26 protein-coding genes and 2 tRNA genes are annotated in these 26,702 nt (G+C 32.0%); 14 read left to right on the forward strand and 14 right to left on the reverse strand.

Features of this window, described 5'->3' with window-relative positions; translation table 11 throughout:
* The first annotated feature begins 168 nt into the window (after positions 1 to 168).
* From atpD to ABNT14_RS01135, 3 genes are all read left to right on the forward strand, one after another.
* Positions 169 to 1,680: a F0F1 ATP synthase subunit beta gene (gene atpD / locus ABNT14_RS01125; protein WP_101902455.1), complete on the forward strand. Its 1,512-nt coding sequence runs from the start codon at positions 169 to 171 to the stop codon at positions 1,678 to 1,680.
* 33 nt (positions 1,681 to 1,713) lie between these two features.
* Positions 1,714 to 2,007 carry a F0F1 ATP synthase subunit epsilon gene (locus ABNT14_RS01130; RefSeq protein WP_101902456.1) on the forward strand — a complete coding sequence of 98 codons (294 nt, stop codon included), beginning with the start codon at positions 1,714 to 1,716 and terminating at the stop codon, positions 2,005 to 2,007.
* Between the two features lie 76 nt (positions 2,008 to 2,083).
* Complete coding sequence (locus tag ABNT14_RS01135; RefSeq protein WP_101902457.1) at positions 2,084 to 2,365, forward strand: Sec-independent protein translocase subunit TatA/TatB; 282 nt, start codon at positions 2,084 to 2,086, stop codon at positions 2,363 to 2,365.
* Positions 2,366 to 2,368: 3 nt separating this feature from the next.
* Here ABNT14_RS01135 and ABNT14_RS01140 read toward each other — a convergent pair whose 3' ends face one another.
* On the reverse strand, positions 2,369 to 3,010 hold the full coding sequence (locus ABNT14_RS01140) for an O-methyltransferase (RefSeq protein ID WP_101902458.1): 642 nt from the start codon (positions 3,008 to 3,010) through the stop codon (positions 2,369 to 2,371).
* A gap of 274 nt (positions 3,011 to 3,284) precedes the next feature.
* On the opposite strand from ABNT14_RS01140, the gene panB reads away from it, so the two are divergent.
* The 3 genes from panB (at position 3,285) to ABNT14_RS01155 (ending at position 5,510) form a co-directional block, all read left to right on the forward strand.
* Positions 3,285 to 4,103, forward strand: coding sequence for a 3-methyl-2-oxobutanoate hydroxymethyltransferase (gene panB / locus ABNT14_RS01145; RefSeq protein ID WP_101902459.1), 819 nt, complete (start codon positions 3,285 to 3,287; stop codon positions 4,101 to 4,103).
* Between the two features lie 45 nt (positions 4,104 to 4,148).
* Entirely contained in the window at positions 4,149 to 5,087 is a 939-nt protein-coding gene (locus ABNT14_RS01150; RefSeq protein WP_101902460.1) for a 2-hydroxyacid dehydrogenase, read from the forward strand.
* 90 nt (positions 5,088 to 5,177) lie between these two features.
* Positions 5,178 to 5,510: a hypothetical protein gene (locus tag ABNT14_RS01155; RefSeq protein WP_101902461.1), complete on the forward strand. Its 333-nt coding sequence runs from the start codon at positions 5,178 to 5,180 to the stop codon at positions 5,508 to 5,510.
* 58 nt (positions 5,511 to 5,568) lie between these two features.
* Here the strand turns inward: ABNT14_RS01155 and bioB are convergent, their stop codons facing one another.
* The 9 genes from bioB to ABNT14_RS01200 form a co-directional block, all read right to left on the reverse strand.
* Positions 5,569 to 6,669: a biotin synthase BioB gene (bioB, locus tag ABNT14_RS01160; RefSeq protein WP_101902462.1), complete on the reverse strand. Its 1,101-nt coding sequence runs from the start codon at positions 6,667 to 6,669 to the stop codon at positions 5,569 to 5,571.
* 176 nt (positions 6,670 to 6,845) lie between these two features.
* On the reverse strand, positions 6,846 to 8,003 hold the full coding sequence (locus tag ABNT14_RS01165) for a beta-ketoacyl synthase N-terminal-like domain-containing protein (RefSeq protein WP_101902463.1): 1,158 nt from the start codon (positions 8,001 to 8,003) through the stop codon (positions 6,846 to 6,848).
* Positions 8,004 to 8,077: 74 nt separating this feature from the next.
* On the reverse strand, positions 8,078 to 9,343 hold the full coding sequence (gene bioA / locus ABNT14_RS01170) for an adenosylmethionine--8-amino-7-oxononanoate transaminase (protein WP_101902464.1): 1,266 nt from the start codon (positions 9,341 to 9,343) through the stop codon (positions 8,078 to 8,080).
* 117 nt (positions 9,344 to 9,460) lie between these two features.
* Entirely contained in the window at positions 9,461 to 9,697 is a 237-nt protein-coding gene (locus ABNT14_RS01175) for a GIY-YIG nuclease family protein (RefSeq protein ID WP_101902465.1), read from the reverse strand.
* 123 nt (positions 9,698 to 9,820) lie between these two features.
* Positions 9,821 to 10,450, reverse strand: a complete 630-nt coding sequence (bioD, locus tag ABNT14_RS01180; RefSeq protein WP_101902466.1) for a dethiobiotin synthase — start codon at positions 10,448 to 10,450, stop codon at positions 9,821 to 9,823.
* Positions 10,451 to 10,828 (reverse strand): DUF2007 domain-containing protein, encoded by a 378-nt coding sequence (locus tag ABNT14_RS01185; protein WP_101902467.1) that lies wholly within the window; start codon positions 10,826 to 10,828, stop codon positions 10,451 to 10,453. It abuts the gene before it with no gap.
* A gap of 6 nt (positions 10,829 to 10,834) precedes the next feature.
* Entirely contained in the window at positions 10,835 to 11,959 is a 1,125-nt protein-coding gene (locus tag ABNT14_RS01190; protein WP_101902468.1) for an aminotransferase class I/II-fold pyridoxal phosphate-dependent enzyme, read from the reverse strand.
* A 57-nt stretch (positions 11,960 to 12,016) separates the two neighbouring features.
* Positions 12,017 to 12,090 (reverse strand) — tRNA-Asn (locus ABNT14_RS01195).
* A gap of 67 nt (positions 12,091 to 12,157) precedes the next feature.
* Positions 12,158 to 12,231: transfer RNA gene (locus ABNT14_RS01200), tRNA-Asn, on the reverse strand.
* A 239-nt stretch (positions 12,232 to 12,470) separates the two neighbouring features.
* Here ABNT14_RS01200 and ABNT14_RS01205 point away from each other — a divergent pair.
* Positions 12,471 to 15,242: a 2-oxoglutarate dehydrogenase E1 component gene (locus tag ABNT14_RS01205; RefSeq protein ID WP_262509575.1), complete on the forward strand. Its 2,772-nt coding sequence runs from the start codon at positions 12,471 to 12,473 to the stop codon at positions 15,240 to 15,242.
* A 36-nt stretch (positions 15,243 to 15,278) separates the two neighbouring features.
* Positions 15,279 to 16,490 (forward strand): 2-oxoglutarate dehydrogenase complex dihydrolipoyllysine-residue succinyltransferase, encoded by a 1,212-nt coding sequence (gene odhB / locus ABNT14_RS01210; RefSeq protein ID WP_180947676.1) that lies wholly within the window; start codon positions 15,279 to 15,281, stop codon positions 16,488 to 16,490.
* Positions 16,491 to 16,558: 68 nt separating this feature from the next.
* Here odhB and ABNT14_RS01215 read toward each other — a convergent pair whose 3' ends face one another.
* The 4 genes from ABNT14_RS01215 to ABNT14_RS01230 are packed head-to-tail and all read right to left on the reverse strand — an operon-like array spanning position 16,559 to position 20,102.
* Positions 16,559 to 17,935: an aldehyde dehydrogenase gene (locus ABNT14_RS01215; protein WP_101902471.1), complete on the reverse strand. Its 1,377-nt coding sequence runs from the start codon at positions 17,933 to 17,935 to the stop codon at positions 16,559 to 16,561.
* A 56-nt stretch (positions 17,936 to 17,991) separates the two neighbouring features.
* Positions 17,992 to 18,675 carry an RluA family pseudouridine synthase gene (locus tag ABNT14_RS01220; RefSeq protein WP_101902472.1) on the reverse strand — a complete coding sequence of 228 codons (684 nt, stop codon included), beginning with the start codon at positions 18,673 to 18,675 and terminating at the stop codon, positions 17,992 to 17,994.
* 33 nt (positions 18,676 to 18,708) lie between these two features.
* Entirely contained in the window at positions 18,709 to 19,320 is a 612-nt protein-coding gene (yihA, locus tag ABNT14_RS01225) for a ribosome biogenesis GTP-binding protein YihA/YsxC (RefSeq protein WP_101902473.1), read from the reverse strand.
* 17 nt (positions 19,321 to 19,337) lie between these two features.
* Positions 19,338 to 20,102: an alpha/beta fold hydrolase gene (locus tag ABNT14_RS01230; RefSeq protein ID WP_101902474.1), complete on the reverse strand. Its 765-nt coding sequence runs from the start codon at positions 20,100 to 20,102 to the stop codon at positions 19,338 to 19,340.
* Between the two features lie 203 nt (positions 20,103 to 20,305).
* On the opposite strand from ABNT14_RS01230, the gene ABNT14_RS01235 reads away from it, so the two are divergent.
* Genes ABNT14_RS01235 through mraY form a run of 6 tightly spaced genes read left to right on the forward strand, consistent with a single transcriptional unit; the run spans position 20,306 to position 26,702 of the window.
* Positions 20,306 to 20,776: a division/cell wall cluster transcriptional repressor MraZ gene (locus ABNT14_RS01235; RefSeq protein ID WP_101902633.1), complete on the forward strand. Its 471-nt coding sequence runs from the start codon at positions 20,306 to 20,308 to the stop codon at positions 20,774 to 20,776.
* Positions 20,763 to 21,659 (forward strand): 16S rRNA (cytosine(1402)-N(4))-methyltransferase RsmH, encoded by an 897-nt coding sequence (rsmH, locus tag ABNT14_RS01240; protein WP_101902475.1) that lies wholly within the window; start codon positions 20,763 to 20,765, stop codon positions 21,657 to 21,659. The genes ABNT14_RS01235 and rsmH overlap by 14 nt, the downstream gene beginning before the upstream one ends.
* A complete protein-coding gene (locus ABNT14_RS01245; RefSeq protein WP_101902476.1) occupies positions 21,659 to 21,985 on the forward strand; it encodes an FtsL-like putative cell division protein in 327 nt (108 codons plus the stop codon). Before rsmH ends, ABNT14_RS01245 begins: the two co-directional genes overlap by 1 nt.
* Before the next feature lie 10 nt (positions 21,986 to 21,995).
* The gene (locus ABNT14_RS01250) at positions 21,996 to 24,008 is read left to right on the forward strand and encodes a penicillin-binding protein (protein ID WP_232174790.1); all 2,013 of its coding nucleotides are present in this window, start codon (positions 21,996 to 21,998) and stop codon (positions 24,006 to 24,008) included.
* A complete protein-coding gene (locus ABNT14_RS01255; protein ID WP_101902478.1) occupies positions 24,009 to 25,475 on the forward strand; it encodes a UDP-N-acetylmuramoyl-L-alanyl-D-glutamate--2,6-diaminopimelate ligase in 1,467 nt (488 codons plus the stop codon).
* Complete coding sequence (gene mraY, locus ABNT14_RS01260) at positions 25,476 to 26,702, forward strand: phospho-N-acetylmuramoyl-pentapeptide-transferase (protein ID WP_101902479.1); 1,227 nt, start codon at positions 25,476 to 25,478, stop codon at positions 26,700 to 26,702. It abuts the gene before it with no gap.

A 26,702-nucleotide genomic window follows, 5' to 3' on the forward strand; every position in this document is an offset into this window, starting at 1 on the left:
ACTTATAATATTAAAAGCCTCACAATATGTGAGGCTTTTTTTATGTAATAATTTTTTAAAAATAACTTCAAACGTTTTTTAAATTCCTCTAAAAAAATTACCTTTGCTCCTTCAAAAAAGGGGCTAAAGCTCACATAGGAAATTAAATAACTTTAATTACATATAGTAATGTCTAGAATAACAGGTAAAGTTTCTCAAATTATTGGTCCAGTTATCGATGTTGAGTTTAATACAGAAAATGCTGAATTACCAAAAATTTACGATTCATTAGAAATTAAAAAAACTGATGGTTCAATTTTAGTATTAGAGGTTCAACAACATATAGGTGAAGATACAGTTCGTACTATTTCGATGGATGCAACTGATGGTTTAAGTAGAGGTACAGAAGTAATCGCTACGGGTAACCCAATTCAAATGCCAATAGGTAAAGATATTTACGGACGTTTATTTAACGTTACTGGTGAAGCTATTGATGGTTTAGGTGATTTACCTAAAACAGGAAATGATGGTTTATCTATCCACCGTCAAGCACCTAAATTTGAAGACTTATCAGTGTCAACTGAAGTTTTATTTACTGGTATTAAAGTAATTGATTTAATTGAGCCGTATGCAAAAGGAGGTAAAATTGGATTATTTGGTGGAGCAGGAGTAGGTAAAACCGTATTAATTCAAGAGTTAATTAACAACATTGCAAAAGGACACGGAGGTTTATCTGTATTCGCAGGTGTTGGTGAAAGAACTCGTGAAGGAAACGATTTATTAAGAGAGATGTTAGAATCTGGAATTATCAAATATGGTGATGATTTTATGCACTCTATGGAAGAAGGAGGATGGGATTTATCTAAAGTAGATAAACCAGGAATGAGAGACTCTAAAGCTACTTTCGTATTCGGACAAATGAACGAACCACCTGGAGCACGTGCACGTGTTGCTTTATCTGGTTTATCTATTGCAGAATATTTCCGTGATGGAGCAGGAGAAGCACAAGGAAAAGACGTTCTTTTCTTTGTTGATAATATCTTCCGTTTTACACAAGCAGGTTCTGAGGTATCAGCTTTATTAGGTCGTATGCCATCAGCAGTAGGATACCAACCAACATTAGCTACCGAAATGGGAGCAATGCAAGAGCGTATTACTTCTACTAAAAAAGGTTCTATTACATCTGTACAAGCAGTTTATGTACCTGCAGATGATTTAACAGATCCAGCACCAGCAACAACATTTGCTCACTTAGATGCTACTACGGTATTATCTCGTAAAATTGCAGAATTAGGTATTTATCCTGCTGTAGATCCTTTAGATTCTACTTCAAGAATTTTATCTGCTGAGGTTTTAGGAGCTGAACACTATAATACTGCAACAAGAGTAAAAGAAATTTTACAACGTTATAAAGAATTGCAAGATATTATTGCAATTTTAGGTATGGAGGAATTATCTGAAGAAGATAAATTAGTCGTTCATAGAGCGCGTAGAGTACAACGTTTCTTATCACAGCCTTTCCACGTAGCTGAACAGTTTACAGGATTAAAAGGATGTTTAGTTGATATTAAAGATACTATTAAAGGATTTAACATGATTATGGATGGTGAATTAGACCAATATCCAGAAGCAGCGTTTAACTTAAAAGGATCAATTCAAGAGGCTATTGATGCTGGTGAAAAAATGTTAACTGAAGCATAATTCAACGAATAATTAACAATAATTAATTAAATTATGTTTTTAGAAATTGTAACTCCAGAAGCTATTTTGTTTTCATCAAATGTAGACTCTGTTACTGTACCAGGTATTAATGGTGAATTTCAAATGTTAACTAATCACGCAGCTGTTGTGTCGATTTTAACAAAAGGAACTATAAAAATACAAGTACATACACAAGACGATTTAATTTTTGATGACTTACATGAAAGTATTGTAAGTTTACCAGAAGATAAAAAGGTTTTAACCTTAACTATTAAATCTGGAACTTTAGAAATGAAAGATAATAAGGCAATTATTCTAGCTGATTAATTACTTATAAAGTCATAAATTAAAAAAGCCAAACATTATGTTTGGCTTTTTTTTATTTTAAGTATCTTTGTTTCATATGAAAGTAGCTTTTTTATTTATCGGAGGTCCAGAGATTTTTGTAATCTTGTTAATTGTTGTAATGTTATTTGGTGCAGATAAAATTCCTGAAATAGCCAGAGGCTTAGGAAAAGGTATCCGCCAGGTAAAAGATGCTACAAACGATATTAAAAAAGAAATTAATAATAGTACCAACGAAAATGGTGTAAATACCGATTTTGTTGAAGATATCAATAAAGAAGTAACAAAAGTTAAAGAAAATATTGATGACTTAACAGGTCCTATAAAACGTAGGTTTTAAAAATTATTTTACCCTACTAATTGTTAAACCATCACGAATTGGCAGTAAAACCGTTTCTATACGAGGGTCTTCATTTAGTTTTTTATTGTATTCTAAAAGTATTTTTGTGTCGATGTCTTTTGGGTTTAATTCTTCGACAACCTTACCGCTCCAAAGTACATTATCAGATAAAATAACACCTCCAGTATTCATTTTATCAATAATTAAATCAAAATAATTTAAGTAGTTCGATTTATCAGCATCAATAAAAACTAAGTCAAATTTGGTGTTTATTGTAGGGATAATATTAATGGCATTTCCTATATATTGCTTTATTTGATGTGAATAATCTGACTTTTTAAAATATTTAATTTGAAGTTCTTCTAATTCTTCATTTTTATCAATGGTATAAAGAAGCCCGTCTTTTGGCAATCCTTCGGCTAAAGAAAGTGCAGAATAACCAGTATAAGTTCCTATTTCTAAAATGTTTTTTGGCTGTATTAATTTTGATATCATCGATAAAACTCGACCCTGAAAAGCACCGCTCAACATCCGTGGATTTAAAACTTTTTGCCAAGTTTCTTTAGTTAATTCTTGTAATATTTTAGGTTCTTGTTGTGAATGATTGACAACATAAGTATCTATTTTTTCTGGAAGAAAGTGCATGTTTTTTGTTTTAAACAAAGGTATGTAAAAACATAATTTTATTTGAAAATAAATAGAGTTTCAATATAATAAAGTTGAAAATTATATTTTTTGATGTTTGTACTTTATTTTAATAAAAGCAGTAATTTCTAGCCCCGATTGTAGCATTTGTTTGAGCTCTTTTTTGATTTTTTTCAAAAAAAGCGAGTGCGGAAAGCGGGAGTAGCTCCAAAAAATATGAATGCTTATTTAATTGAAAATTTCCGTATTTTTACCTTTACATAAAACATACATAATGTCAATAGCCAAAAAACAATATAAAAGAGTAACAACAAAATCATTAGTAGATATGAAGGCAAATGGAGAGAAAATCTCTATGCTTACTGCTTATGATTATACGATGGCAAAAATTGTAGACGGAGCAGGAATTGATGTCATTTTAGTCGGAGATTCAGCATCGAATGTAATGGCGGGGCATGAAACCACCTTGCCCATTACACTTGACCAAATGATTTATCATGCAAGTTCGGTAATCCGTGCTATTGAGCGTTGTTTAGTTGTTGTTGATTTACCTTTTGGAACCTATCAAGGAAATTCTAAAAATGCTTTAGATTCTGCTATCAGAATAATGAAAGAATCGGGTGGACACGCCGTGAAATTAGAAGGAGGAAGTGAAATTGGCGAATCGATATCAAGAATTTTAACGGCAGGGATTCCTGTAATGGGACACTTAGGATTAACGCCACAATCTATCTATAAATTTGGAACATACACCGTTAGAGCAAAGCAAGATGAGGAAGCTGAAAAATTATTAAAAGATGCCAAACTATTACAAGAATTAGGGTGTTTTGCTTTGGTTTTAGAAAAAGTACCAGCAGCTTTAGCTCAAAAAGTTGCCGAAAGTTTAACCATACCTGTTATCGGAATTGGAGCAGGTGGCGGAGTAGACGGACAAGTTTTAGTTACTCATGATATGATTGGTATGACACATGAATTTAATCCTCGTTTTTTACGTAGATATTTAGATTTATATACAGAAATGACAGGAGCTTTTGAAAATTATATTGCCGATGTAAAATCAAAAGACTTTCCGAACGAAAAGGAACAATATTAATTACATAAGCCTTCTTTTTAGAAGGCTTTTTTTATTTAAAATAGCATGAAAATACTTCACTTAGATTCAAATCACGAATTACTTTTAAATCAATTAAACGATGTAGGTTTTGTTAATGAACAAGATTATACAGCATCAAAAGAAGTAATAGAAGCTAAAATTAATCAATATGATGGAATTATTATCCGAAGTAGATTTACTATTGATAAACAGTTTTTAGACAAAGCAACGAATTTAAAATTTATCGGAAGAGTAGGAGCAGGACTTGAAAATATAGCTTGTGAATATGCGAATCAAAAAGGAATTCATTTAATTTCAGCTCCTGAAGGAAATAGAAATGCGGTTGGTGAACACGCTTTAGGAATGATATTATCACTTTTTAATAAATTTAGAAAAGCAGATAATGAAGTTAGAAACGGTAAATGGTTACGAGAAGATAACAGAGGAATTGAACTAGATGGAAGAACCATTGGTTTAATTGGTTACGGTAATATGGGAAAATCATTTGCAAAAAAATTAAGAGGTTTTGATGTAAAAGTACTTTGTTACGATATCAAACCAAATGTTGGCGATGAAAATTGTACCCAAGTTTCTTTAGAGGAATTACAACAAAAAGCAGATGTTTTAAGTTTACACACACCTCAAACTGCATTAACTACAAATATGATTGATGCCAATTTTATCAATGCTTTTTCTAAACCATTTTGGTTGATAAACACGGCAAGAGGAAAATCAGTAGTTACTTCCGATTTAGTGGATGCCTTAAAATCATCAAAAGTTTTAGGAGCAGGTCTAGATGTGTTAGAATATGAAAAAAAATCTTTTGAAAACTTATTTGTAAATCAAGATATGCCCGAAGCTTTTCAATATTTAATAAAGGCTGATAATGTTTTATTATCTCCTCATGTTGCAGGTTGGACGGTTGAAAGTAAACAAAAATTAGCGCAAACAATTGTTGATAAAATAAAGACTATTTTTTGTTAGATTTTATTAATAATTATTAAAATTAAATCTTTTTTAATATATTTATAAGAGATTAATTTTTGAGAGATAAACACGCTAAATAAAAATAAAATGGAAGAAAATAACAATATTTCGAAAGAAAATCTAAAAGAAAAAGCATCAGAATTTGCTGGAAAAGCAAGTGAACACGTTGCTGATGCAATGGAAGATGTGAAAGCAAAAGTAGGTGAAGTTTTGTCAGATGAAACAGTTCAAGATATCAAAAATAAAGCCACTGAATTTGCTGATGAAGCCAAAGAAACTTTAGAAGAAGTATCTGAAAAAGCGTCAGAATTAGCAAGTAAAGCAAGTGAAGAGCTTGCCGATTTTGCAGAAGATGCTCAAGAAGAATTTAAAGAAGCAACAGAAAAAGCTAAGAAAATTATCAAAGATTTATTAGATTAGTAATAAAAAAAGCATCGTTTATATAAACGATGCTTTTTTATTTTAAAAAGTATATTTATTATTGTTTACGTAATTCTAAAGCTTCTTGCTTTTTTTCTTCGTTACGTTCAATTTTATGTTCAGGTCTTGTCCATTTAGGTTTTTCGCCTAAGTTCTCAAATTTAGAATCCTTAGCTTCAACCGTTTGTGGTTGTACCTTTTTAGTAAAAGGTTTCTGAGGATTTAAACCTAACATTTTAAACATTTTCATGTCTTCATCAACATCAGGATTTGGCGTTGTTAATAATTTATCACCAGCAAAAATAGAATTCGCACCTGCAAAGAAACACATTGCTTGTCCTTCTCTACTCATTTGCGTTCTTCCTGCAGATAAACGAACCTGAGTTTCAGGTAAAACAATACGAGTAGTGGCTACCATACGTATCATATCCCAAATTTCAACAGGTTTTTGGTCTTCTAAAGGAGTTCCTTCAACAGCAACTAAAGCGTTAATTGGTGTAGATTCTGGTTGAGGACTTAAAGTAGATAAAGCCACTAACATTCCAGCTCTATCTTCTGCATTTTCACCCATTCCAATAATTCCACCCGAACAAACCGTTACATTTGTTTTTCGAACATTACTAATCGTATCTAATCTATCTTGATATCCACGTGTAGAAATTACTTCTTTATAATATTCTTCCGAAGAATCTAAATTATGATTATACGCATATAAACCAGCTTCGGCTAAACGTTGTGCCTGATTTTCGGTAACCATTCCTAAAGTACAGCAAACCTCCATATCAAGTTTATTAATGGTTCTAACCATGTCTAAAACTTGGTCAAATTCAGGACCATCTTTTACATTTCTCCAAGCAGCACCCATACAAACACGAGAACTTCCGCTCGATTTTGCTCTTAAAGCCTGTGCTTTTACTTGACGTACTGACATTAAATCATTTCCATCAACATTGGTATGATAACGAGCCGCTTGCGGACAATATCCACAATCTTCCGAACAGCCACCAGTTTTTATAGATAACAATGTAGAAACCTGAACTACATTAGGGTCATGACTTTTTCTATGAATTGTTGCAGCTTCATATAAAAGCTCCATTAAAGGTTTATTATATATTTCAAGAACTTCTTCTTTCGTCCAGTTATGTCTTACTTCACTCATAAAAATCAAGTTATTTGTAATGTCAAAAATAAAAAAACTAATTGTCTTTCTATTTATTTTTAGGAGCTATTTCCTGCTTTCACTACTCGCTTTTTTTATTTTTTCGAAAAGAAAAATAAAAAAGAGCTCAAACAAGCCGTTCAATCAGGGCTAAACTTCTTAATTAAATTTATAGTTTATTTTTTAATATTTTGTGCTGATATTAAAACAGAAACAGCATTTCCGCCAAAACCAACAGCATTTACTAAAATATTTTTTATTTTCTTCGGATGATTTTGTTTTTCAGCAAATGGAACTTCAATAGTTTTTTGATGTTTTAGCATCAGTATTGCAAGTTCTAAACTTAGCAATCCAGAAGAGCCAAAAGTATGTCCGACTTTCCATTTATTGGTGGTTAAAAAAGGTTTTTTATCGCCAAAAACTGCATGAATTGCATTAATTTCAGATAAGTCACCTTTAATAGTTCCAGGTGCGTGCATTACAATAGCATCAATATCATCCATAGAAATATCAGCTAAAGCCATTTTCATAGATTTTTGAAAACATTCAGCATTTGCAGTAACCGATGTATTATGTTTTAAAACTTCCGTAGCAAAACCGATACCTTTAATAAGTGCAATTGCATTTTCTTTGATACCATTTTCTAAACAAAAAACAGCAGCTGCTTCACCTAAAACCATGGTATTTTTCTGTTTATCTAAATCAAAAGCTTTACAAGGATATTCATCTGTTTCTTTCGAATAAACTTTTAACGCTTGCATTTGTGCAATGGTAAAATCGGTTAAAGAAGCTTCACTTGCGCCAATCATAAATTTTTCTGACATTCCAGATTGTAACCAAGCAATTCCATTTAATAACGAATGTAAACCCGTAGAACAAGTAATAGAATGCGAAATTTCAGGACCATTTGATTGTAAATCGTGAGCAATCCACGACGAAATATTTCCTAAAGTAGTAGTTGGAGAACTTAAAGTTGATGATTTTCCTGTTTCTAAAAACTCTTTATGATATTTTTCAAACAAAGAAGTCGCACCTCTTGACGAGCCAATATTAATTCCAAAGTTATCTTCTGATGTCCAGTTTGTTTTTTCAATTGCTTTTCTAGCAACATAAATTGTATATAAAACCGAATCATCTAAACTTTTGTATTTATTATCAGAATTTCTGATAATATCAATTGCTTGTTTATCTTCATCAGTTAAGCTTCCTGTCCAAACAGTTTCTTTTAATGTTAGAAAATGTTTTTGGTTTAGATAATTCTCCCAAATTTGATTAGCATTACTACCTAAAGCAGAAACAGAAGCAAAAGAGGTAATAGAAATAGGTTGTTTCAACACATTTAATTTTCTGCAAAAATAAAGGTAAAATCAAGTATTATGAAATAAATCTATTAAATAACCCAAAGGTTTTAGAAAATATCTAAAACCTTTTGAATAGTTGTATATACCTTTTGTAGTTGTTTTTCTGTAATTATATAAGGTGGCTGAATGTAAATAGTGTTTCCTAACGGACGTAAAAACACGCCATCATTCATAAAATGTTTTAATAATTGGTCACGTAAAGTTCCGTAACGATTGGCATTTGTTTTTAAGTCGATAGCTAAAATAACTCCTTTCGAACGTGTTGAAGCTACTTTTGAATGTTGCTTAATTTTATCTTCAAAATCTTTGTGAGAATTTGAAATAAACTGAATACTATCTTGAATTTCTTTGGTTTGTAATAATTCGATAGTCGCTAAAGCTGCACTACAAGCAATCGGATTTGCCGAATATGTATGACAATGAAAAAATCCTTTAGCAATATCATTGCTTAAAAAAGTACTGTAAATTTCTTCGGTACACGAAGTAATTGCCATTGGAACTAATCCGCCAGTTAGGGCTTTACTCAAGCAAATAATATCGGGTTTTGTGGCAATTTCATCCGAAGCAAAATTATTTCCTGTTTTTCCAAAACCAGTCATTACTTCATCGGCAATTGTTAAAATATTATTTTCTTTACAGAATTTTAAAATTTCGTTTAAATCTGAAGCTTCATGAATTTTCATTCCCGCAGCGCCTTGCACTAAAGGTTCGTAAATGAAACCAGCAATATCATTTTCAGAAATTATATTTTCTAGTTCTTTAATAATTTCATCATTATTTTTGCCATCAGGTACAGGAATACGTTTAATATCCATTAAAAAATCTTCAAAAGGACCATTGTAAGCCGATAAGCCAGAAACCGACATTGCGCCAAAAGTATCACCATGAAACCCATTTTCGAAAGCGATAAAAGTAGTTCGTTTTTCTTCTTTATTAAAATAGTATTGTAACGCCATTTTAATAGCTGCTTCAACTGCTGTTGAGCCATTGTCGTTAAAGAATATTCTATTTTGATTTTCAGGCAAAATTTTAATCAGTTCTTCGGATAATTTTACGGCAGGTTCGTGGGTGAAATCGCTAAACATTATTTGATCTAATGTTTGCATTTGTTTGTAAACACGACTTGTAATAAAATCGTTGCAATGCCCAAACATACAGGTGTACCACGATGAAATTGCATCAATATATTCATTGCCTTTTTCATCGGTTAAAATACATCCTTTTGCTTTTACAATTCCTAAACTGTCAGGGTGTGTTTGATGTTGTTTTAACGGATGCCATAAATGTTTTTTGTCTCTTTCTTGTAAATTCATTCGTTTATGTTTTGGCTAAGTTTTCTTTCTTTTATAATTTCCGTCATGCTGAATTTATTTCAGCATCGCATCAAAATTCATCAATAATTTAATGTTTCTAAAGTTGGGTTTAATTTTTTAATTAAATTTCCATTCTTTACGCCAATTTTTCAATTGTTTTTCTCTTGAAATAGCTTGATTTATATCTGTAAATTTTTCAAAATAAATTAAATCACTTGTATTATATTTTTCAGTGAATTTTGAGGCTGTTTTTTCTTTATGTTCTATCATTCTTTTGGAAATATTAGACGTAATTCCGATATAAAATGTAGTTCGATATTTATTTGTCAATATGTAAATATAGCTTTCTTTCATAACAATAAAGTTTCCGTTATTCTGAATTTATTTCAGAATCGCATTCTGATTTGCCAGAGTTCTTAGCTTTATGCGATACTGAAATAAATTCAGCATGACGATAATCTTGTTTTTATGTAATTTTTAAATAAATTCAGGTTGATGAAGTTTATCTCTAAAAAGTTCGGCATATTCTTTAATCACAGTCTTATCAAAATACGGTTCTTCATCAATTCTACCAATAACAGGAACGTTTGTCATTTTTTTGATGATTTGTTCGGTAGTTTTATGTTCATCACCAGAAAAAATAATAGAAACGTCAAAACCTTTTTCTTTCAATAAATTTACGGTTAATAAGGTATGATTAATACTTCCTAAATAATGACGAGAAACCACAATTACGTTATAAGTAGGTTTTATAATATCTAAAATAGTATCGGTATTATTTAAAGGAACAAATACTCCACCAGCTCCTTCAATAACTAAATTTTTATTATCGGTTTTTGGTTCGATAATTTTAGCTAAATCAATAGTAATATTATCTATTTCGGCAGCAGCGTGCGGACTCATTGGTGTTTTTAAAGCGTATGAGTTATTGTGTATTATTGTTTTTTTATTAGAAATAAATTTCTTTATTTTATGAGAATCGGAATCCTCTAATTCACCAGCTTGTATAGGTTTCCAATAATCAGCTTCTAAGGCTTCGGTAAATATTGCCGATGCAACTGTTTTTCCTACTTCTGTAGAAATTCCTGTAATAAAATATTTTTTCATTTAAAAGATTGTTTTACAATCGTTACAAATTAATTTTCTGCTTTCAAAAAAAGGAAATAACATAAAGAAAAAGTTTTTTCGTTGAGGTGGAGCAACTAACATTCTAGAAGAATTACATTCTTTACAATATATAGAATTATCGTTTTCATCTTTTTCATAAGCTCTTATTTCATTAAAAATATGTAGCGCTTTTTCTAAATCATTATTATGAACTAATAATTTTACACCACCTATTGCTTGACTCATTAATGGGTCAGTATCAATAGTTTTTTCATCCATTAATGAGGTTCTGATACTACTTGAATCTAATTTAGATTTTAAAAGATGAGCTTCTGTTGAATTTTCAAAAATGGTTAAAATAGTATAATTATCTTGCATTGTTTTTTAAACAAAAGTAGTAAGATGTTCTAAAACAGCAGTGATTTCTTCAAAAGAATTATAGGAATGTAAACAAAAACGCAACCTTTCTTCTCCTTTATTTATTGTGGGCGATAAAATTGCTTTTACATCAAATCTTTTTTCTTGCAATTTTTTTGAAATTGCTTTTACATTTTCATTTCCCGAAATAATACAACAATGAATTGCTGAATTACTTGCTATAAAATTAAGTTGTAATCTGTTTATTTCTTGTTTGAAAAATAAAATATTTTTCTGAAGTTTTTCTTTAGCATCACTTTCTATTAATTCGGAATATGCAAATTTTATGGTTGCCAAACTATGAGGCGATAATCCTGTGGTATAAATAAAACTTCTCGAAAAATTTATTAAATATTGTTTCAATTCCTTACTTCCTAAAACAACAGCTCCGTGGCATCCTAATGCTTTTCCAAAAGTGATAATTCTAGCAAAAATAGCAGTTTCGATATTTAACTCTTGTATTAATCCTTTATTGAAAACTCCAACAGCATGCGCTTCATCAATAATTAAATAAGCGTTGTTTTGTATTATAATTTCTGATAATTTTTTTAAATCAGGCATATCGCCATCCATAGAAAAAACAGCTTCTGTTACTACATAAATTTCAGTATCATTTTTTGATTGATGTTTGCTGATTTTCTTTTCTAAATCTTCTAAATTATTATGTTTGAATTTAAAAGATTGTGCGTTTGATAACTGAATTCCATCGCGAATAGAAGCGTGGATAAATTCATCATATAAAATAATATCGCCTCGTTGAGGTACTGCCGAAAAAAAACCAATATTAGCATCGTAACCCGAATTAAAAATTAAAGCTTCTTCGGAATGATGAAATTTAGAAAGCTCTTTTTCTATACTATTATATAAATGATGATTTCCTGAAAGTAGGCGAGAACCCGTTGCGCCATTTTGTAAGATGCTATTATCAATTAAAAACTGATGTGTTTTATTAAAAATTGCTTCTGATTTTGCAAAGCCTAAATAATCATTGGAAGAAAAATCAATTAAAGTATTTTTTTGTCCAAGTGTTCTTAGAGAATTGTTTTCTATCCGATGAAGTAATTTTTGTGTTAGTTTTTTTGGAAATGACATAACATAGCATTTAAAATAAAAAAGACTTACAAGTAAATGTAAGTCTTTCTTTAAAAGCTCCTCCTTTAGGACTCGAACCTAAGACCCTCTGATTAACAGTCAGATGCTCTAACCAACTGAGCTAAGGAGGAATGTTCATATAGAACAAAATATGTGTTGTAACTATTAAGGAAGTTACAGTTTCCTATGTTTAATTTGCTCCTCCTTTAGGACTCGAACCTAAGACCCTCTGATTAACAGTCAGATGCTCTAACCAACTGAGCTAAGGAGGATTTTAAAACATTTAATAGTTTTAAAATGCGAGTGCAAATTTAAGACCTTTTTTCAAAGCTACAAAGTTTTTTTGATAAAATTTTCAATAAAATTTCAGTATTATTTGTATGTAGTTGTTAGTTAGTTATTTATATTGTTGTTGTTTAGGATTTATAGTAAAATCTTTTTTTTGTTTAAAAAAATAAACGTATCAAATTAAGCGTAAAATAAAGTTTAGTTTTTACTAAAAGTTGTATTTTTGTATCGATTATTCTTATTTACAGAAAAGCATAGTAAAAAAAATATGGACAAGTTTTCGTTCTTGAACGCAGCACATACAGGTTTTATAAGTGATTTATATGAACAATATCAAAAAAATCCAGATACGGTAGAACCAAGTTGGCGGAGTTTTTTTCAGGGTTATGATCTAGCCAATGAAGATTACTCTTTAACTGATGAGGAAGTTTCGGTAGAAGTACCTGACGAAGTACGTAAAGAGTTTTTGGTAATTGATTTAATAAACGGTTACCGCACACGAGGGCACTTGTTTACTAAAACAAATCCAGTTCGTGATCGTAGAAAATACACACCATCATTAGATATTGAAACCTTCGGATTAAACAAAGCCGATTTAACAACTGTTTTTAATGCAGGTGATATTTTAGGTATAGGTTCAACAACCTTAACTGAAATAATTAAACACTTAAAAGCAATTTTTTGTGAAAGTATTGGGGTAGAATACATGTATTTACGCAACCCTGATGAATTAAATTGGTGGCAAACTCGTTTGAATAAAAACGATAACCAGTCTAATTATGATGTAGAAGCAAAAAAATACATTTTAACAAAATTAAACCAAGCATCAACTTTTGAAAGTTTTTTACAAACAAAATATGTTGGGCAGAAACGTTTTTCTGTAGAAGGTGGTGAAACATTAATTCCTGGAGTTAGTGTAGCACTTCGTGATGCTGCCGAGAAATATGGCGTAGAAGAATGTGTATTAGGAATGGCACATCGTGGTCGTTTAAATACCTTGGTAAATATCTTTAAAAAACCCGTTCGTGATTTATTTAGCGAATTTGAAGGGAAAGATTTTGAAGATCAATATATTGACGGTGATGTAAAGTATCACTTAGGTTTAACCCTAAGTAAAGCCTACAAAGGCGGTCAGAAAATGAAGATGAATTTAGTACCAAATCCATCGCATTTAGAAACCGTAGCTGCTGTTGCCGAAGGAATTGTTCGTGCAAAAGTAGATTTAGATTACAAAGGAGACAATAGTAAAATATTACCTATAATAGTACATGGAGATGCCGCAATTGCAGGGCAAGGAATTGTATATGAAATGGCGCAAATGATGACCTTAAACGGTTATAAAACAGGCGGAACAATTCATGTGGTTGTAAATAATCAAGTAGGTTTTACAACCAATTATTTAGATGCTCGTTCGAGTACCTATTGTACCGATGTTGCAAAGGTAACTTTATCGCCAGTATTACACGTAAATGCTGATGATGCCGAAGCAGTTTGTCATGCAATGGAAATGGCTGTTGAATATCGAATGAAATTCAAAAAAGACATTTATATTGATTTATTAGGATATCGTAAATATGGGCATAATGAAGGTGATGAGCCTCGTTTTACTCAGCCTGATTTATATAAAGCAATTTCTAAGCATAAAAATGCCAAAGAAATATATGCCGAAAAATTAATATCAGAAGGAAGTATTTCTGCGGATTATGTAAAAGAAATTACCGACGAATTTAAAGCACATTTAGAAGTCGAATTTACAGAATCGAAGAAAAAAACAACCTCTAAGATACAAGAATTCATGCCAGAGGTATGGGATGGATTTGTACGTAAGCAATTACAAGACATGCTACAGTCAACAGATACTACGTATTCAGTTGAAGCATTAAAAGATATCGCAGAAGTAATTTCAACAACGCCACAAGGGCATAAATTTGTTCGTAAAGCGGAGCGTATTTTACAAGGGCGTAAAAAAATGGTTTTTGAAGAAAACCTATTAGATTGGGGGACGGCAGAAAACTTAGCCTACGGAACTTTACTAGAAGAAGGATTTAATATTCGTATTTCAGGAGAAGATGTAGAAAGAGGAACTTTCTCGCATCGTCATGCAATTATGCGTGATGAACAAACTTTAGAACGTGTTAATTTATTAAACACTAACACCAAGAATAAAGGAGAAATGACAATTTATAATTCTCATTTATCGGAATATGGTGTTTTAGGTTTTGACTACGGATATGCTATGGCAGCGCCAAATACCTTAACGATTTGGGAAGCTCAGTTTGGTGATTTTGCCAACGGAGCACAAATTGTATTTGATCAATATGTTTGTTCAGCTGAAGCTAAATGGAAACTACAAAACGGTTTGGTAATGTTATTACCTCACGGATATGAAGGGCAAGGACCTGAGCATTCATCAGGTAGAATGGAGCGTTTTTTACAGTCATCAGCAACCGATAACTGGACCATAGCAAATTGTTCGACACCTGCAAATATGTATCATATTTTACGTCGTCAAATGAAGCGTGAATTTAGAAAACCTTTAGTAGTTTTTACTCCTAAAAGTTTATTGCGTTTACCAAAAGCTGTAAATACTATTGAAGATTTAGCTAACGGAACTTTCCAAGAAGTTATTGATGATACTATTGATACTTCAAAAGTGAAAAAAATGGTGTTCTGTACAGGTAAATTTTATTATGATTTATTAGCAGAACGTGAGCAGTTAGTAAGAGAAGATATTGCTTTAGTAAGAATAGAGCAGTTATTCCCATTACATAACGAGCAGATAAAAATAATTATGGATAAATATCCGAATGTTGAGCGTTATGTTTGGGCACAAGAAGAACCTAAAAACATGGGGGCTTGGAGCTATATGTTAGAACGTTTTGAATTAGCGAGGTTAGAATGTGCATCGAGAGATTATCGTTCGGCACCAGCAGCTGGTTCAAGTGCACGTTACAAACGTCGTCATCAAGAGGTGTTAGACAAAGTTTTCGATTAAAAAAATATAATTTCAGATATATAAAATTTAGTACTGATGATTTTAGAAATGAAAGTTCCTTCTCCGGGGGAGTCAATTACAGAAGTAGAAATAGCAACGTGGTTAGTTGAAGATGGTGATTATGTTGAAAAAGATCAGCCAATTGCGGAAGTAGATTCTGACAAAGCAACCTTAGAATTACCTGCGGAAGAAAGCGGAATTATCACCTTAAAAGCAGAAGAAGGCGATGCTGTTGAAGTTGGTGCTGTAGTGTGTCTTATTGATATGAGCGCAGCAAAACCTGCTGGTGGAAGTTCTACTGAAGCAAAAACAGCAGAAGCTCCTAAAGCAGCAGCTCCAAAAGTTGAAGCTCCAAAGGCGGCAACTTATGCAACAGGAACAGCTTCTCCTGCGGCTAAAAAAGTGTTAGCAGAAAAAGGAATTCCTGCAGGATCAGTAAAAGGAACAGGAAAAGATGGGCGTGTAACTAAAGAAGATGCTGTAAAAGCGGTACCTTCTATGGGAACGCAACCTACAAACGGTTCTCGTGGAACTGAACGTAAAAAAATGTCAATGTTGCGTAGAAAAGTAGCGCAACGTTTGGTAGCTGTAAAAAGCGAAACTGCAATGTTAACGACGTTTAACGAAGTAAACATGCAGCCAATTTTTGATTTACGTAAGCAGTATAAAGAAGACTTTAAAGCAAAGCACGGAGTTGGATTAGGATTTATGTCTTTTTTCACTTTAGCAGTTGTTAGAGCTTTAGAATTATACCCAGATGTAAACTCTATGATTGATGGAGATTACCAAATTAAAAATGAATTTCAAGATATTTCTATCGCAGTTTCTGGTCCTAAAGGATTAATGGTTCCTGTAATTAGAAATGCTGAAGATTTATCTTTTAGAGGTGTTGAAAGCGAGGTGAAGCGTTTAGCTTTACGTGCTAGAGATGGGCAAATTACTGTTGATGAAATGACTGGTGGAACATTTACTATTACAAATGGTGGTGTTTTTGGATCTATGTTATCAACGCCAATTTTAAACCCTCCACAAAGTGGAATTTTAGGTATGCACAACATTGTAAACAGACCAATGGCTGTGAATGGTGAGGTAGTAATTCAACCAATTATGTATGTAGCGTTATCTTATGACCACAGAGTTATCGATGGTCGTGAATCAGTAGGGTTCTTAGTAGCTGTTAAAGAAGCTCTAGAAAACCCTGTTGAGTTATTAATGAATAATGATGTTAAAAAAGCATTAGAAATGTAAATTAAGTTTTATATATATTAAAAAATCCCAAGTTTTATACTTGGGATTTTTTTTGGTTAAAAGAAGTATTAAGAACCTATTTTTAGTAGTATTTTTAATTGTTTTAATTTGCCTTTATAAGGAGCATATCGCACGGGAATATCTAGCCAATTGGCTCTTTTAACGATTCCTTTTTGATGAGAAAAAGTGTTGAAAGTTTGTTTTCCGTGATAATTTCCAATACCACTTTCGCCAACGCCACCAAAGGGTAAACGATGATTGGCAAAATGAACCATAGTGTCGTTAATTGTACCGCCACCAAAAGAATATCTTGCAATTATTTTTTTAGCAAAATAATTGCGTGTTGTAAAAATATATAAGGCTAAAGGTTTTTCATATTTAAAAATAATAGCGTCTAAATCAGTTTCTTTTTCGTACGAAATTAACGGAAATATAGGACCAAATATCTCCTCTTTCATAACTTCACTATCTAAGCTTGGCTGGTCAATTAGTGTTGGTGCAATATATTTTTCTTGCCTGTTGATTTGTCCGCCAATTAGGCAATTTTCATCTTTTAAAAGCAAGGCTAACCGATCAAAATTACGGGTGTTTACAATCCGTGGAAAATCTGTCGAATTTTGAGGGTTTTCGGTATAAGTATTTATTATTTCTTGCTTAAAATGTTTTATAAAATCTTCTTTAACTGATTGATGAATTAATAAATAATCAGGTGCAATACAGGTTTGCCCAGCGTTGATAAATTTCCCCCAAACTAAGCGCTTTGCAGCTAGTGGAATATTGGCAGTTTGATCAATAATACAAGGGCTTTTTCCACCGAGTTCTAAAGTGATTGGCGTAAGGTGTTCTGCCGCTGCTTTTGCTACAATTTTACCCACAGGAACACTTCCTGTAAAAAAAATATAATCCCAGCGCTCGGCTAATAATTTTTGAGAAACAGCCACGCCACCTTGAATAACGGTAACATGATTTTTATCAAAAACAGCGCTTATAATTTCTTGGGTAATTTTACTTACGTTTGGTGTTAATTCTGAAGGTTTTAAAACAATGGTATTTCCTGCCGCAACGGCTCCTATAAGTGGTGCAAAAGCCAATTGGTGTGGGTAATTCCAAGGGGCAATAATTAAGGTTGTTCCGTAGGGTTCTTTGTATATTTTAGCTGATGAAGGGAAGTTTAAAAGTGTTGGTAAAACACGTTTTGGTTTACTCCAGTCATTAAGGTTTTTAATGGTCATTTTTAATTCAGCCAATACCAAGGCAGTTTCTGTCATTACAGCTTCGTATGTTGATTTTTTAAAATCATCATATAAGGCTTTAATAATATCATTTTCTTTTTTGATAAGTTCCTTTTGAAGCTTTTTTAAGGCATTTTTTCTAAAGGAAATATCTTTGGTTTGCTGGGTTGAAAAGAAGTTTTTTTGTGCTTGTACTAATTCAGAAATATCCATAGTTAGAATTTGTTTAAAGATACAAATTTAACAGATTATCTAAATAAAATATTTTGTTAGCAAGCCCCCCAAATAGGATCTTTAGGTGTTGGTGCTATAACCTTAATAAGTTCTTTACTTACAGGATGTATAAATTCAATTTTACGGGCATGTAAATGAATACCTCCGTCTTTATTACTTCTTTTTGCCCCGTATTTTAAATCACCTTTTATTATACAACCGATGTTTGATAATTGCACTCTAATTTGATGATGACGCCCCGTTTCTAGATCAATTTCTAATAAAGAATAATTGTCTAAATTTTTAAGTGTTTTATAATGAAGAATCGCTTTTTTACTGCCGTCAACTTCTTTTTTATATGCTGTAGATTTATTATTCTTTGGGTTTTTCTTTAAAAAACCAATAAGAGTATCGGCTGTTTTTTCGGGTTGCTCTTTTACAACCGCCCAATAGGTCTTTTTGATAGTTTTGTCACGCAACATTTTATTCAAACGCTCTAAGGCTTTTGACGTACGGGCGTAAATAACAACGCCCGATGTTGGTCTGTCTAGTCGGTGAACTGTACCTAAATAAACAGCACCAGGTTTGTTGTATTTTTCTTTAATATATTCTTTAACAACATCAGAAAGGGGTTTGTCACCCGTTTTATCACCCTGAACAATATCACCAGCTCTTTTATTGATAATCATTAAGTGATTATCTTCATGTAAAACCTGTAAATTGTCTTTAGTAGAGTGCATTTTTTTAATGTATAAAAATGTTATTGCTGTAAATTATTTGAAGTCTTTAAGAATTGTTTCGTTGGTGGTTTCTATAAAAGATAAAAAATCTTCACGTCCTAAACCTGTTTCCGATGAGGTAACAAAAGAGGTAGGAAGTGTTTCCCAATGTTTTAATAATTTCTTTTTATAGTTGGCTATTTGGTTGTTTATTTTAGTTGTTCCTAATTTATCGGCTTTTGTAAAAACGATACCAAAAGGGATTTGATTTTCACCTAAAAACTGCATAAATTCTAAGTCAATCTTTTGCGGATCGTGACGAGAATCTATTAAAATAAAGGTAAAAACTAATTGCTCTCTTTCTTTAAAGTAGTTTTCAATAAAAAATTGAAAAATGGTTCTTTTCTTTTTAGAAATTTGCGCATAGCCATAGCCTGGTAAATCGACTAAGAACCATTCTTGGTTTATTTTAAAGTGATTTATCAGCTGTGTTTTTCCTGGTTTTCCAGAAGTTTTGGCTAAATCTTTACGTTGCATCAACATGTTGATTAACGAAGATTTACCTACATTTGAGCGACCTATAAAAGCGTATTCAGGAATTCTATCCTTTGGCGCCTTCATAACATTACTGTTGCTCATTACAAAATCTGCAGATCTTATTTTCATAACTATAAGTTGTGCTGTTATATATTTCTTTTAGAAAGCCAGGCTTCTAAAATTTCATTAAATTCTTTAGGTGTTTCCATCATTGCTGCATGCCCACATTTATCAATCCAAAATAAATCTGAATCGGGTAATTTTTTATGGAAATCTTCTGCTGCCTCTGGAGGTGTTACACCATCTTGTTTACCCCAAATAAGACAGGTTGGTTGGTGCATGTTTGGCAAATCATTTGCCATATTATGACGGATCGCACTTTTAGCAATAGACAAGGTTTTTAATGCCTTAATTCGGTCATTTACAATATCATAAATACCATCAACAAGTTCTTTTGTTGCTATTTCAGGATCGTAAAAAACTTCTCTAGCTTTGTTTTCAATATATTGGTAATTACCTCTTTTAGGATAGCTATCGCCCATTGATTTTTCATATAAACCAGAACTACCTGTTAATACAATTGCTGCTACATCTTCAGGGTAACATTTTGTGTAATATAAAGCGATATGACCACCCAATGAATTACCCAAAAGAACCACGTCTTTTAGCTTTTTATATTCAATAAACTCATGAACATAATCAGCTAAGTTTTTTACGTTTGTTTTTAGTAAAGGTAGTGTGTATAAAGGAAGTTCAGGTATTAAAACCCGATATCCTTTTTTAGAAAAATGTTTAAATGTTTCATCAAAATTGCTTAACGCTCCCATTAAACCATGTAGTACGATTAGCGTCCTTCCTTCTCCTGCTTCAGCATATGTAAAACCGCCTTCTTTCTTTAAAAAATCACCCATTAATTTATCCGTTTGACTTAACCACAAATGTAGTTCTTTTTTATGAGATTTTCAGTTTTATTATAAGGGGCTTCTTAGCGGTGTTAAAAGGCTTGGTAATCAGTTTTTTAAATGGTCTGTTAAAACTTATGAACAAAGTGGAGCAAAGTGGTAAGAAGTGGTATTTTTTTTTTATTTTTGATGCAAACTACAGAATTTTAAATTTGATAAATTTAACAGGTACATATCAATGTAAAATAGATGCTAAAGGTAGGTTGATGTTGTCATCAGTATTCAAAAAGCAACTCTTTACAGTATTAAAAAATGGGTTTATTATTAAAAGGTCTGTGTTTCAGCCTTGCTTGGAGTTGTACCCAACGCTAGAATGGAATTTAGTAATGCAAAAACTTCACAAATTAAATAGGTTTGTGAAAAAAAACAATGACTTTATTCGAAGGTTTACCGCTGGTGTAAAACCACTAGAAATAGATGCTTCAGGAAGGTTATTAATACCAAAAGATTTGTGCTTATTTGCAGGTATTGAAAAGAAGGTAGTGCTTTGTTCGGCTGTTAATATCATTGAAATTTGGGACAAGGAAAGATACGAAAAAGTAATTGATGACGCTGTTGTTGATTTTGCTGATTTAGCAGAAGAAATAATGGGAAATATAGAAGATGTAGATGAATTATCATAGTCCAGTTTTGTTAAAGGAAAGTGTCGATGCTCTTAATATTAAAGAGGATGGAGTGTATGTAGATGTAACTTTTGGTGGCGGTGGTCATTCAAAAGAAATATTAAGTAGGTTGGGCGAAAATGGAAGGCTTTTTGCTTTTGATCAAGACCCTGATGCTGCACAAAATGTAATAGACGATAGTCGTTTTGTTTTAATTGGTGAAAACTTTAGATTTATTTCTAGATTTTTGCGTTTTTATGGCATTCAAAAAGTAGATGGTATTTTAGCAGATTTAGGCGTGTCTTCTCATCAGTTTGATGAAGCTGATAGAGGTTTTTCTACTCGTTTTGACGCTGATTTAGATATGAGAATGGATCAGAAATCTGATTTATCTGCTAAAAAAATTATCAACAAATATAGCGAAGAGCGTTTGGCGGATATTTTGTTTTTATATGGCGAATTAAGAAATGCCAGAATGTTAGCTAAAAAAATTGTAGAAGCTAGAGAGCTAAAACCAATTGATACGAGTTTTCAGTTGAAAGAGGTATTAAAAGAATTTCTTCCTGAAGCGAAAGAACATAAAATACTAGCACAAATATTCCAAGCTGTTAGAATTGAAGTAAATCAAGAATTAGAGGTTTTAAAAGAACTTTTAGAGCAGATGCCTGGTTTGTTAAACGAGCAAGGTAGGTTAAGCATTATTTCATACCACTCACTAGAAGACAGGTTAGTAAAACGATTTATAAGAACAGGATTGTTTGTTGGTGAGCCAGAAAAAGATTTTTATGGTAATTTTACGGTTCCTTTGAAAAAAATAGGCAAGTTAATTATTCCTTCTAGAGAAGAAATAAAAGTAAATAATAGAGCGCGAAGTGCTAAACTTCGAATAGCAACACTAAAATAATGTCAAAAGTAAAGGAGGGAATTTACGATGTTTTACGAGGGCGATTTTTAACAGATGATAATTCGTTTAATAATTGGGGTATCTTAATTTTTGTAGTGAGTTTACTATTAATTATGATATCGAGTTCTCATCGTTTAGATGCTAAAGTAGTGAAAATCGCGAAACTCAATAGGAAAAAAAGAGAGCTCAGAGCCGAAGATTTTGATACCAGTACAGAGTTAACTAAAATGAGGTTAGAAAGTAGTATTCGAAAAAATGTAAAATCAAAAGGCTTGTTTCCTGCAAAAAATCCTCCTCAAAAAATAAAAGTAACAACTAAAAAATAATAGATTAAAAATGGTTATAAAAAAAAGCATATTAAACAGGCTCTATGTGGTAGTAGTTTTAATGACGCTTTTTTTATTGTTTATTATTTTTAGGGTTATTAAACTTCAATATTTCGATGGCGACAAGTATCGTAAGCTTTCTTTAGAAAAAACAGTAAAAAATGATACCATATTTGCCAATAGAGGAAATGTGTATGCGGCTGATGGAAATCTGCTAGCAACTTCGATTACAAAATATACCATTAGAATGGATGCTGTTGTGGTAAAATCGGCGGTGTTTGAAAAAAACATACGCGCTTTATCGGATTCATTATCTCAAATGTTAGGAAAGCCTGCTAGTTATTATCAAGGTAAAATTAGACGGGCTCGAAAACGAAAAAATCGCTATTTATTAATTGCCCGAAATATTGGTTATAATAATTGTGCGAAAATGAGAACTTTTCCAATTTTTAACGAGGGTATTTACAGGGGTGGTTTTATTGCCGAACAAAGCACTGTTAGGGTGCACCCTATTGGTAAGATTGCTGCTCGAACAATTGGCTACGACAATAAAAAAGGAGGTGCGGGTATTGAAGGAGCTTTTGCCGATTATATGCAAGGTGAAAATGGTTGGCGTTTAAAGCAAAAAATAGCCAAAGGGCAATGGAAACCTATTAACGATGTTAATGAAAAAGAACCAGTTGATGGTAGTGATGTTATTACCACGATTGACGTTAATATTCAAGATATTACCCATCACGCATTACTTAGGCAGTTAAATTATTTTCAGGCAGACCACGGATGTGCCGTAGTTATGGAGGTTGAAACAGGTGAAATTAAAGCAATTTCTAATTTAGGAAGAACATCCGAAGGAAAATATTACGAAAAAAGAAATTATGCGGTTTGGGAAACTCATGAGCCTGGTTCTACGTTTAAATTAGCGAGTTTAATGGCTGTTCTAGAAGACCGAGTTGCAGATACTTCTGATGTTGTTGATTGTGGAAATGGTAGAATTTTTATTAACAATAGAAAGGTAGAAGATAGTAAAAATGGCGGTCATGGTAAAATTTCATTGGCACGTATTTTTGAGGTTTCATCAAATGTTGGAATTGTAAAAACGATTCGAAAAAATTATGATAAAAACCCCAAGAAGTTTATAAAACGAATAAAATCTTTTGGCTTAGATAAACTTACCGATGTTAAAATAAAAGGAGAAGGAAAACCATATATTCCAAATCCGTTAGAAAAAAGTTGGAGTCCTATTTCATTAGAATGGATGGCTTGGGGGTATGGAGTTCATTTAACAGCTCTGCAAACATTAACTTTTTATAATGCAGTGGCAAATAATGGGAAATTGGTAAAACCTTATTTTGTAAAAGAATTAAGGATGGGAGGAAATGTTGAAAAACGTTTTGAAACGGTTGTTTTAAAAGAAAAAATTGCCTCTCAAAACACCATTAATAAAGTTAGAAAGGTAATGGAAAATGTGGTGAAAAAAGGAACAGCTGAAAGTATGTATTCTTCACGATTTTCTATGGCAGGAAAAACAGGAACAGCTAAAAAATGGATTCCTAAACATAAAAATAAATCGGGTAAAACGGTTTATGGGCATTATTCGAATAAAAAATATGTAGCTTCTTTTGTCGGTTTTTTTCCTGCGGATAAACCTAAATATTCGTGTATTGTAGTGGTGCATAGCCCCGATAAAGACAAAGGATATTATGGAGCTAAGGTTGCTGCACCAGTATTTAAAGATATTGCTCAGAAAATTTACACTACAACACCTATTAACAATCAATTAGTTTCTGATGAAATTTCATCAGAAAGTATTGATAAAGAATATCAAGATTATTACAATAAATTAATAAAATATAAAACGATTATGCCTAAAGTTATAGGTATGAGTGCTATGGATGCCATTGCATTATTAGAAAATATGGGATTACATGTAGAATTTTCAGGAATGGGGAAAGTAACAGAACAATCTATTGATAATGGTGTAAAAGTATCAAAAGGAGCAACCGTTTATTTAAAGTTATTATAATTGAAAAAATTAAAAGACATATTACATAAAGTATCTGTAAATAAAATTTATGGAACTATTCAAGAAAGGATCAATGCAGTTGTGTTTGATAGCCGCTTGGTACAAAAAAACGATGTATTTATTGCTCAAAAAGGCGGTACTGTTGATGGGCATCAATTTATAGAAAAAGCTATTGATTTAGGAGCAACAGTTATTGTTTGCCAGGATATTCCTTCGGATAAAAAACAAGACATTACCTATATTGAGGTAACTGATTCGGATGCCACTTTAGCTATTATGGCGGCTAATTTTTATGATAATCCATCAAAAAAATTGCAATTAGTAGGAATTACAGGAACTAATGGAAAAACAACAATTGCTAGTTTATTGTATCAACTTTTTAAAAAAGCGGGGCATAAAGTAGGCTTGTTATCTACCGTAAAAATTATGGTGGATGATAAAGAGCATAAAGCAACACATACCACGCCAAATTCATTAGCGATAAACAAGTATTTATCATTAATGATTGATGCAGGAGTAACTCATTGTTTTATGGAGGTGAGTTCACATGGAATTCATCAAAAACGTACCGAAGGTTTACATTTTACAGGGGGTGTTTTTACCAATTTATCGCACGATCATTTAGATTATCATAAAACGTTTGCAGAGTATAGAGATGTTAAAAAATCATTTTTTGATGTTTTGCCAAAATCGGCATTTGCCTTGGTAAATATTGATGATAAAAATGGGCAAATAATGTTGCAAAATACCAAAGCTAAAAAGCAAACTTATGCTTTAAAAACTCTTGCTGATTTTAAAGCAAAGGTATTAGAAAAACGTTTTTCAGGAAGTTTATTATATATAAATGCTGTTGAGGTTTGGACAAAATTAATTGGTGAATTTAACGCCTCTAATTTGTTAGCTATTTTTGGTGTTGCTAATTTATTAGGATTAGAAAAACTAGAAACATTGAGGTTAATAAGCGATTTAAAAAGCGTTAGCGGGCGCTTTGAATATATTATTTCAAGCGATGGAGTAACTGCTGTTGTTGATTATGCACACACGCCAGATGCGCTGAAAAATGTATTGCAAACAATTAATGATATTCGTACAGATACTCAAAGTATTTTTACTGTTGTAGGTTGCGGTGGTGATAGAGATATTACAAAACGACCAAAAATGGCACTAATTGCGGCGCAATTAAGTAGTCAGGCAATATTTACTTCGGATAATCCTCGAACTGAAAATCCACAGCTAATTATTGATCAAATGGAAGCAGGAGTATCGGCTGAAAACTACAAAAAAACACTATCAGTTTTAAATAGAAAACAAGCAATAAAAACAGCATGTAAATTAGCCCAAACAGGAGATATTATATTAATTGCAGGAAAGGGGCACGAAGATTATCAAGAAATAAATGGTGTAAAACATCATTTTGATGATTTGGAGGAAGTGAAAAATTGTTTTAATCAACTAAAAAAAGCATAAATGCTATATTATATATTTCAATATTTAGAAAGTGAATTTAACTTAACGGGCGCTAGTGTTTTTCAGTTTATTACCTTTCGTGCAGCAATGGCTTTTATTATGTCATTGTTAATTTCTACTATTTTTGGAAAACGAATTATCAACTTTTTAAGAACATTACAAATTGGCGAAACGGTACGTGATTTAGGTTTAGCTGGGCAGGTTCAAAAAGCAGGAACACCAACAATGGGAGGGCTTATTATTATCCTTGCTACTTTAGTTCCGGTATTATTATTGGCAAAACTAGAAAATATTTACATCATTATTTTATTGATAACCACTATTTGGATGGGATTTATCGGTTTTACAGATGATTATATAAAAGTGTTTAAAAAGGATAAAGCAGGTTTAAAAGGTCGCTTTAAAGTGTTAGGACAGGTTGGTTTAGGTATTATTGTTGGGGCTATGTTGTATTTTCATCCAAATGTTACTATGAAAGAACAGCTCCCTGCTAGTCAGCAAACAGAACAAGTTAATGGTAAGGTTAAGGTATTTGGAGAGGCGTATAAATCAACAAAAACTACCGTTCCTTTTTTAAAAAATAATGAGTTAGACTATGCAAAAGCACTTAGTTTTTTAGGCGATGATTATCAAAAATACGGTTGGATTGTATTTATATTTGTCGTTGTTTTTATTGTAACAGGAATTTCAAACGGTGCTAATTTAACCGATGGAATAGATGGGCTTGCCGCTGGAACATCGGCTATTATGGTAATTGCTTTGGCAATATTTGCATGGGTTTCAGGAAATATCATTTTTGCCGATTATTTAGATGTCATGTATATTCCTAATTCTGGTGAAATGACGGTTTTTATATTCGCTTTTGCGGGTGCTTTAATCGGTTTTCTTTGGTATAATACTTATCCTGCTCAAGTTTTTATGGGTGATACAGGAAGTTTAACAATTGGTGGAATTATAGCCGTAATTGCTATTGCTATTCGTAAAGAATTGCTATTGCCAATATTAGCAGGTATTTTTGTAGTGGAAAATTTATCGGTAATACTTCAAGTTTTTTACTTTAAATATACCAAAAAGAGGTTTGGTGAAGGAAGACGTATTTTTAAGATGGCACCATTACATCATCATTATCAAAAATTAAATTACCACGAAAGTAAAATAGTAACTCGTTTTTGGATTGTTGGAATTTTACTAGCAGTTTTAACCATTGTAACCTTAAAATTAAGATAA

This window comes from Tenacibaculum dicentrarchi, assembly GCF_964036635.1.
GTDB classification, from domain to species: Bacteria; Bacteroidota; Bacteroidia; order Flavobacteriales; family Flavobacteriaceae; genus Polaribacter; species Polaribacter dicentrarchi.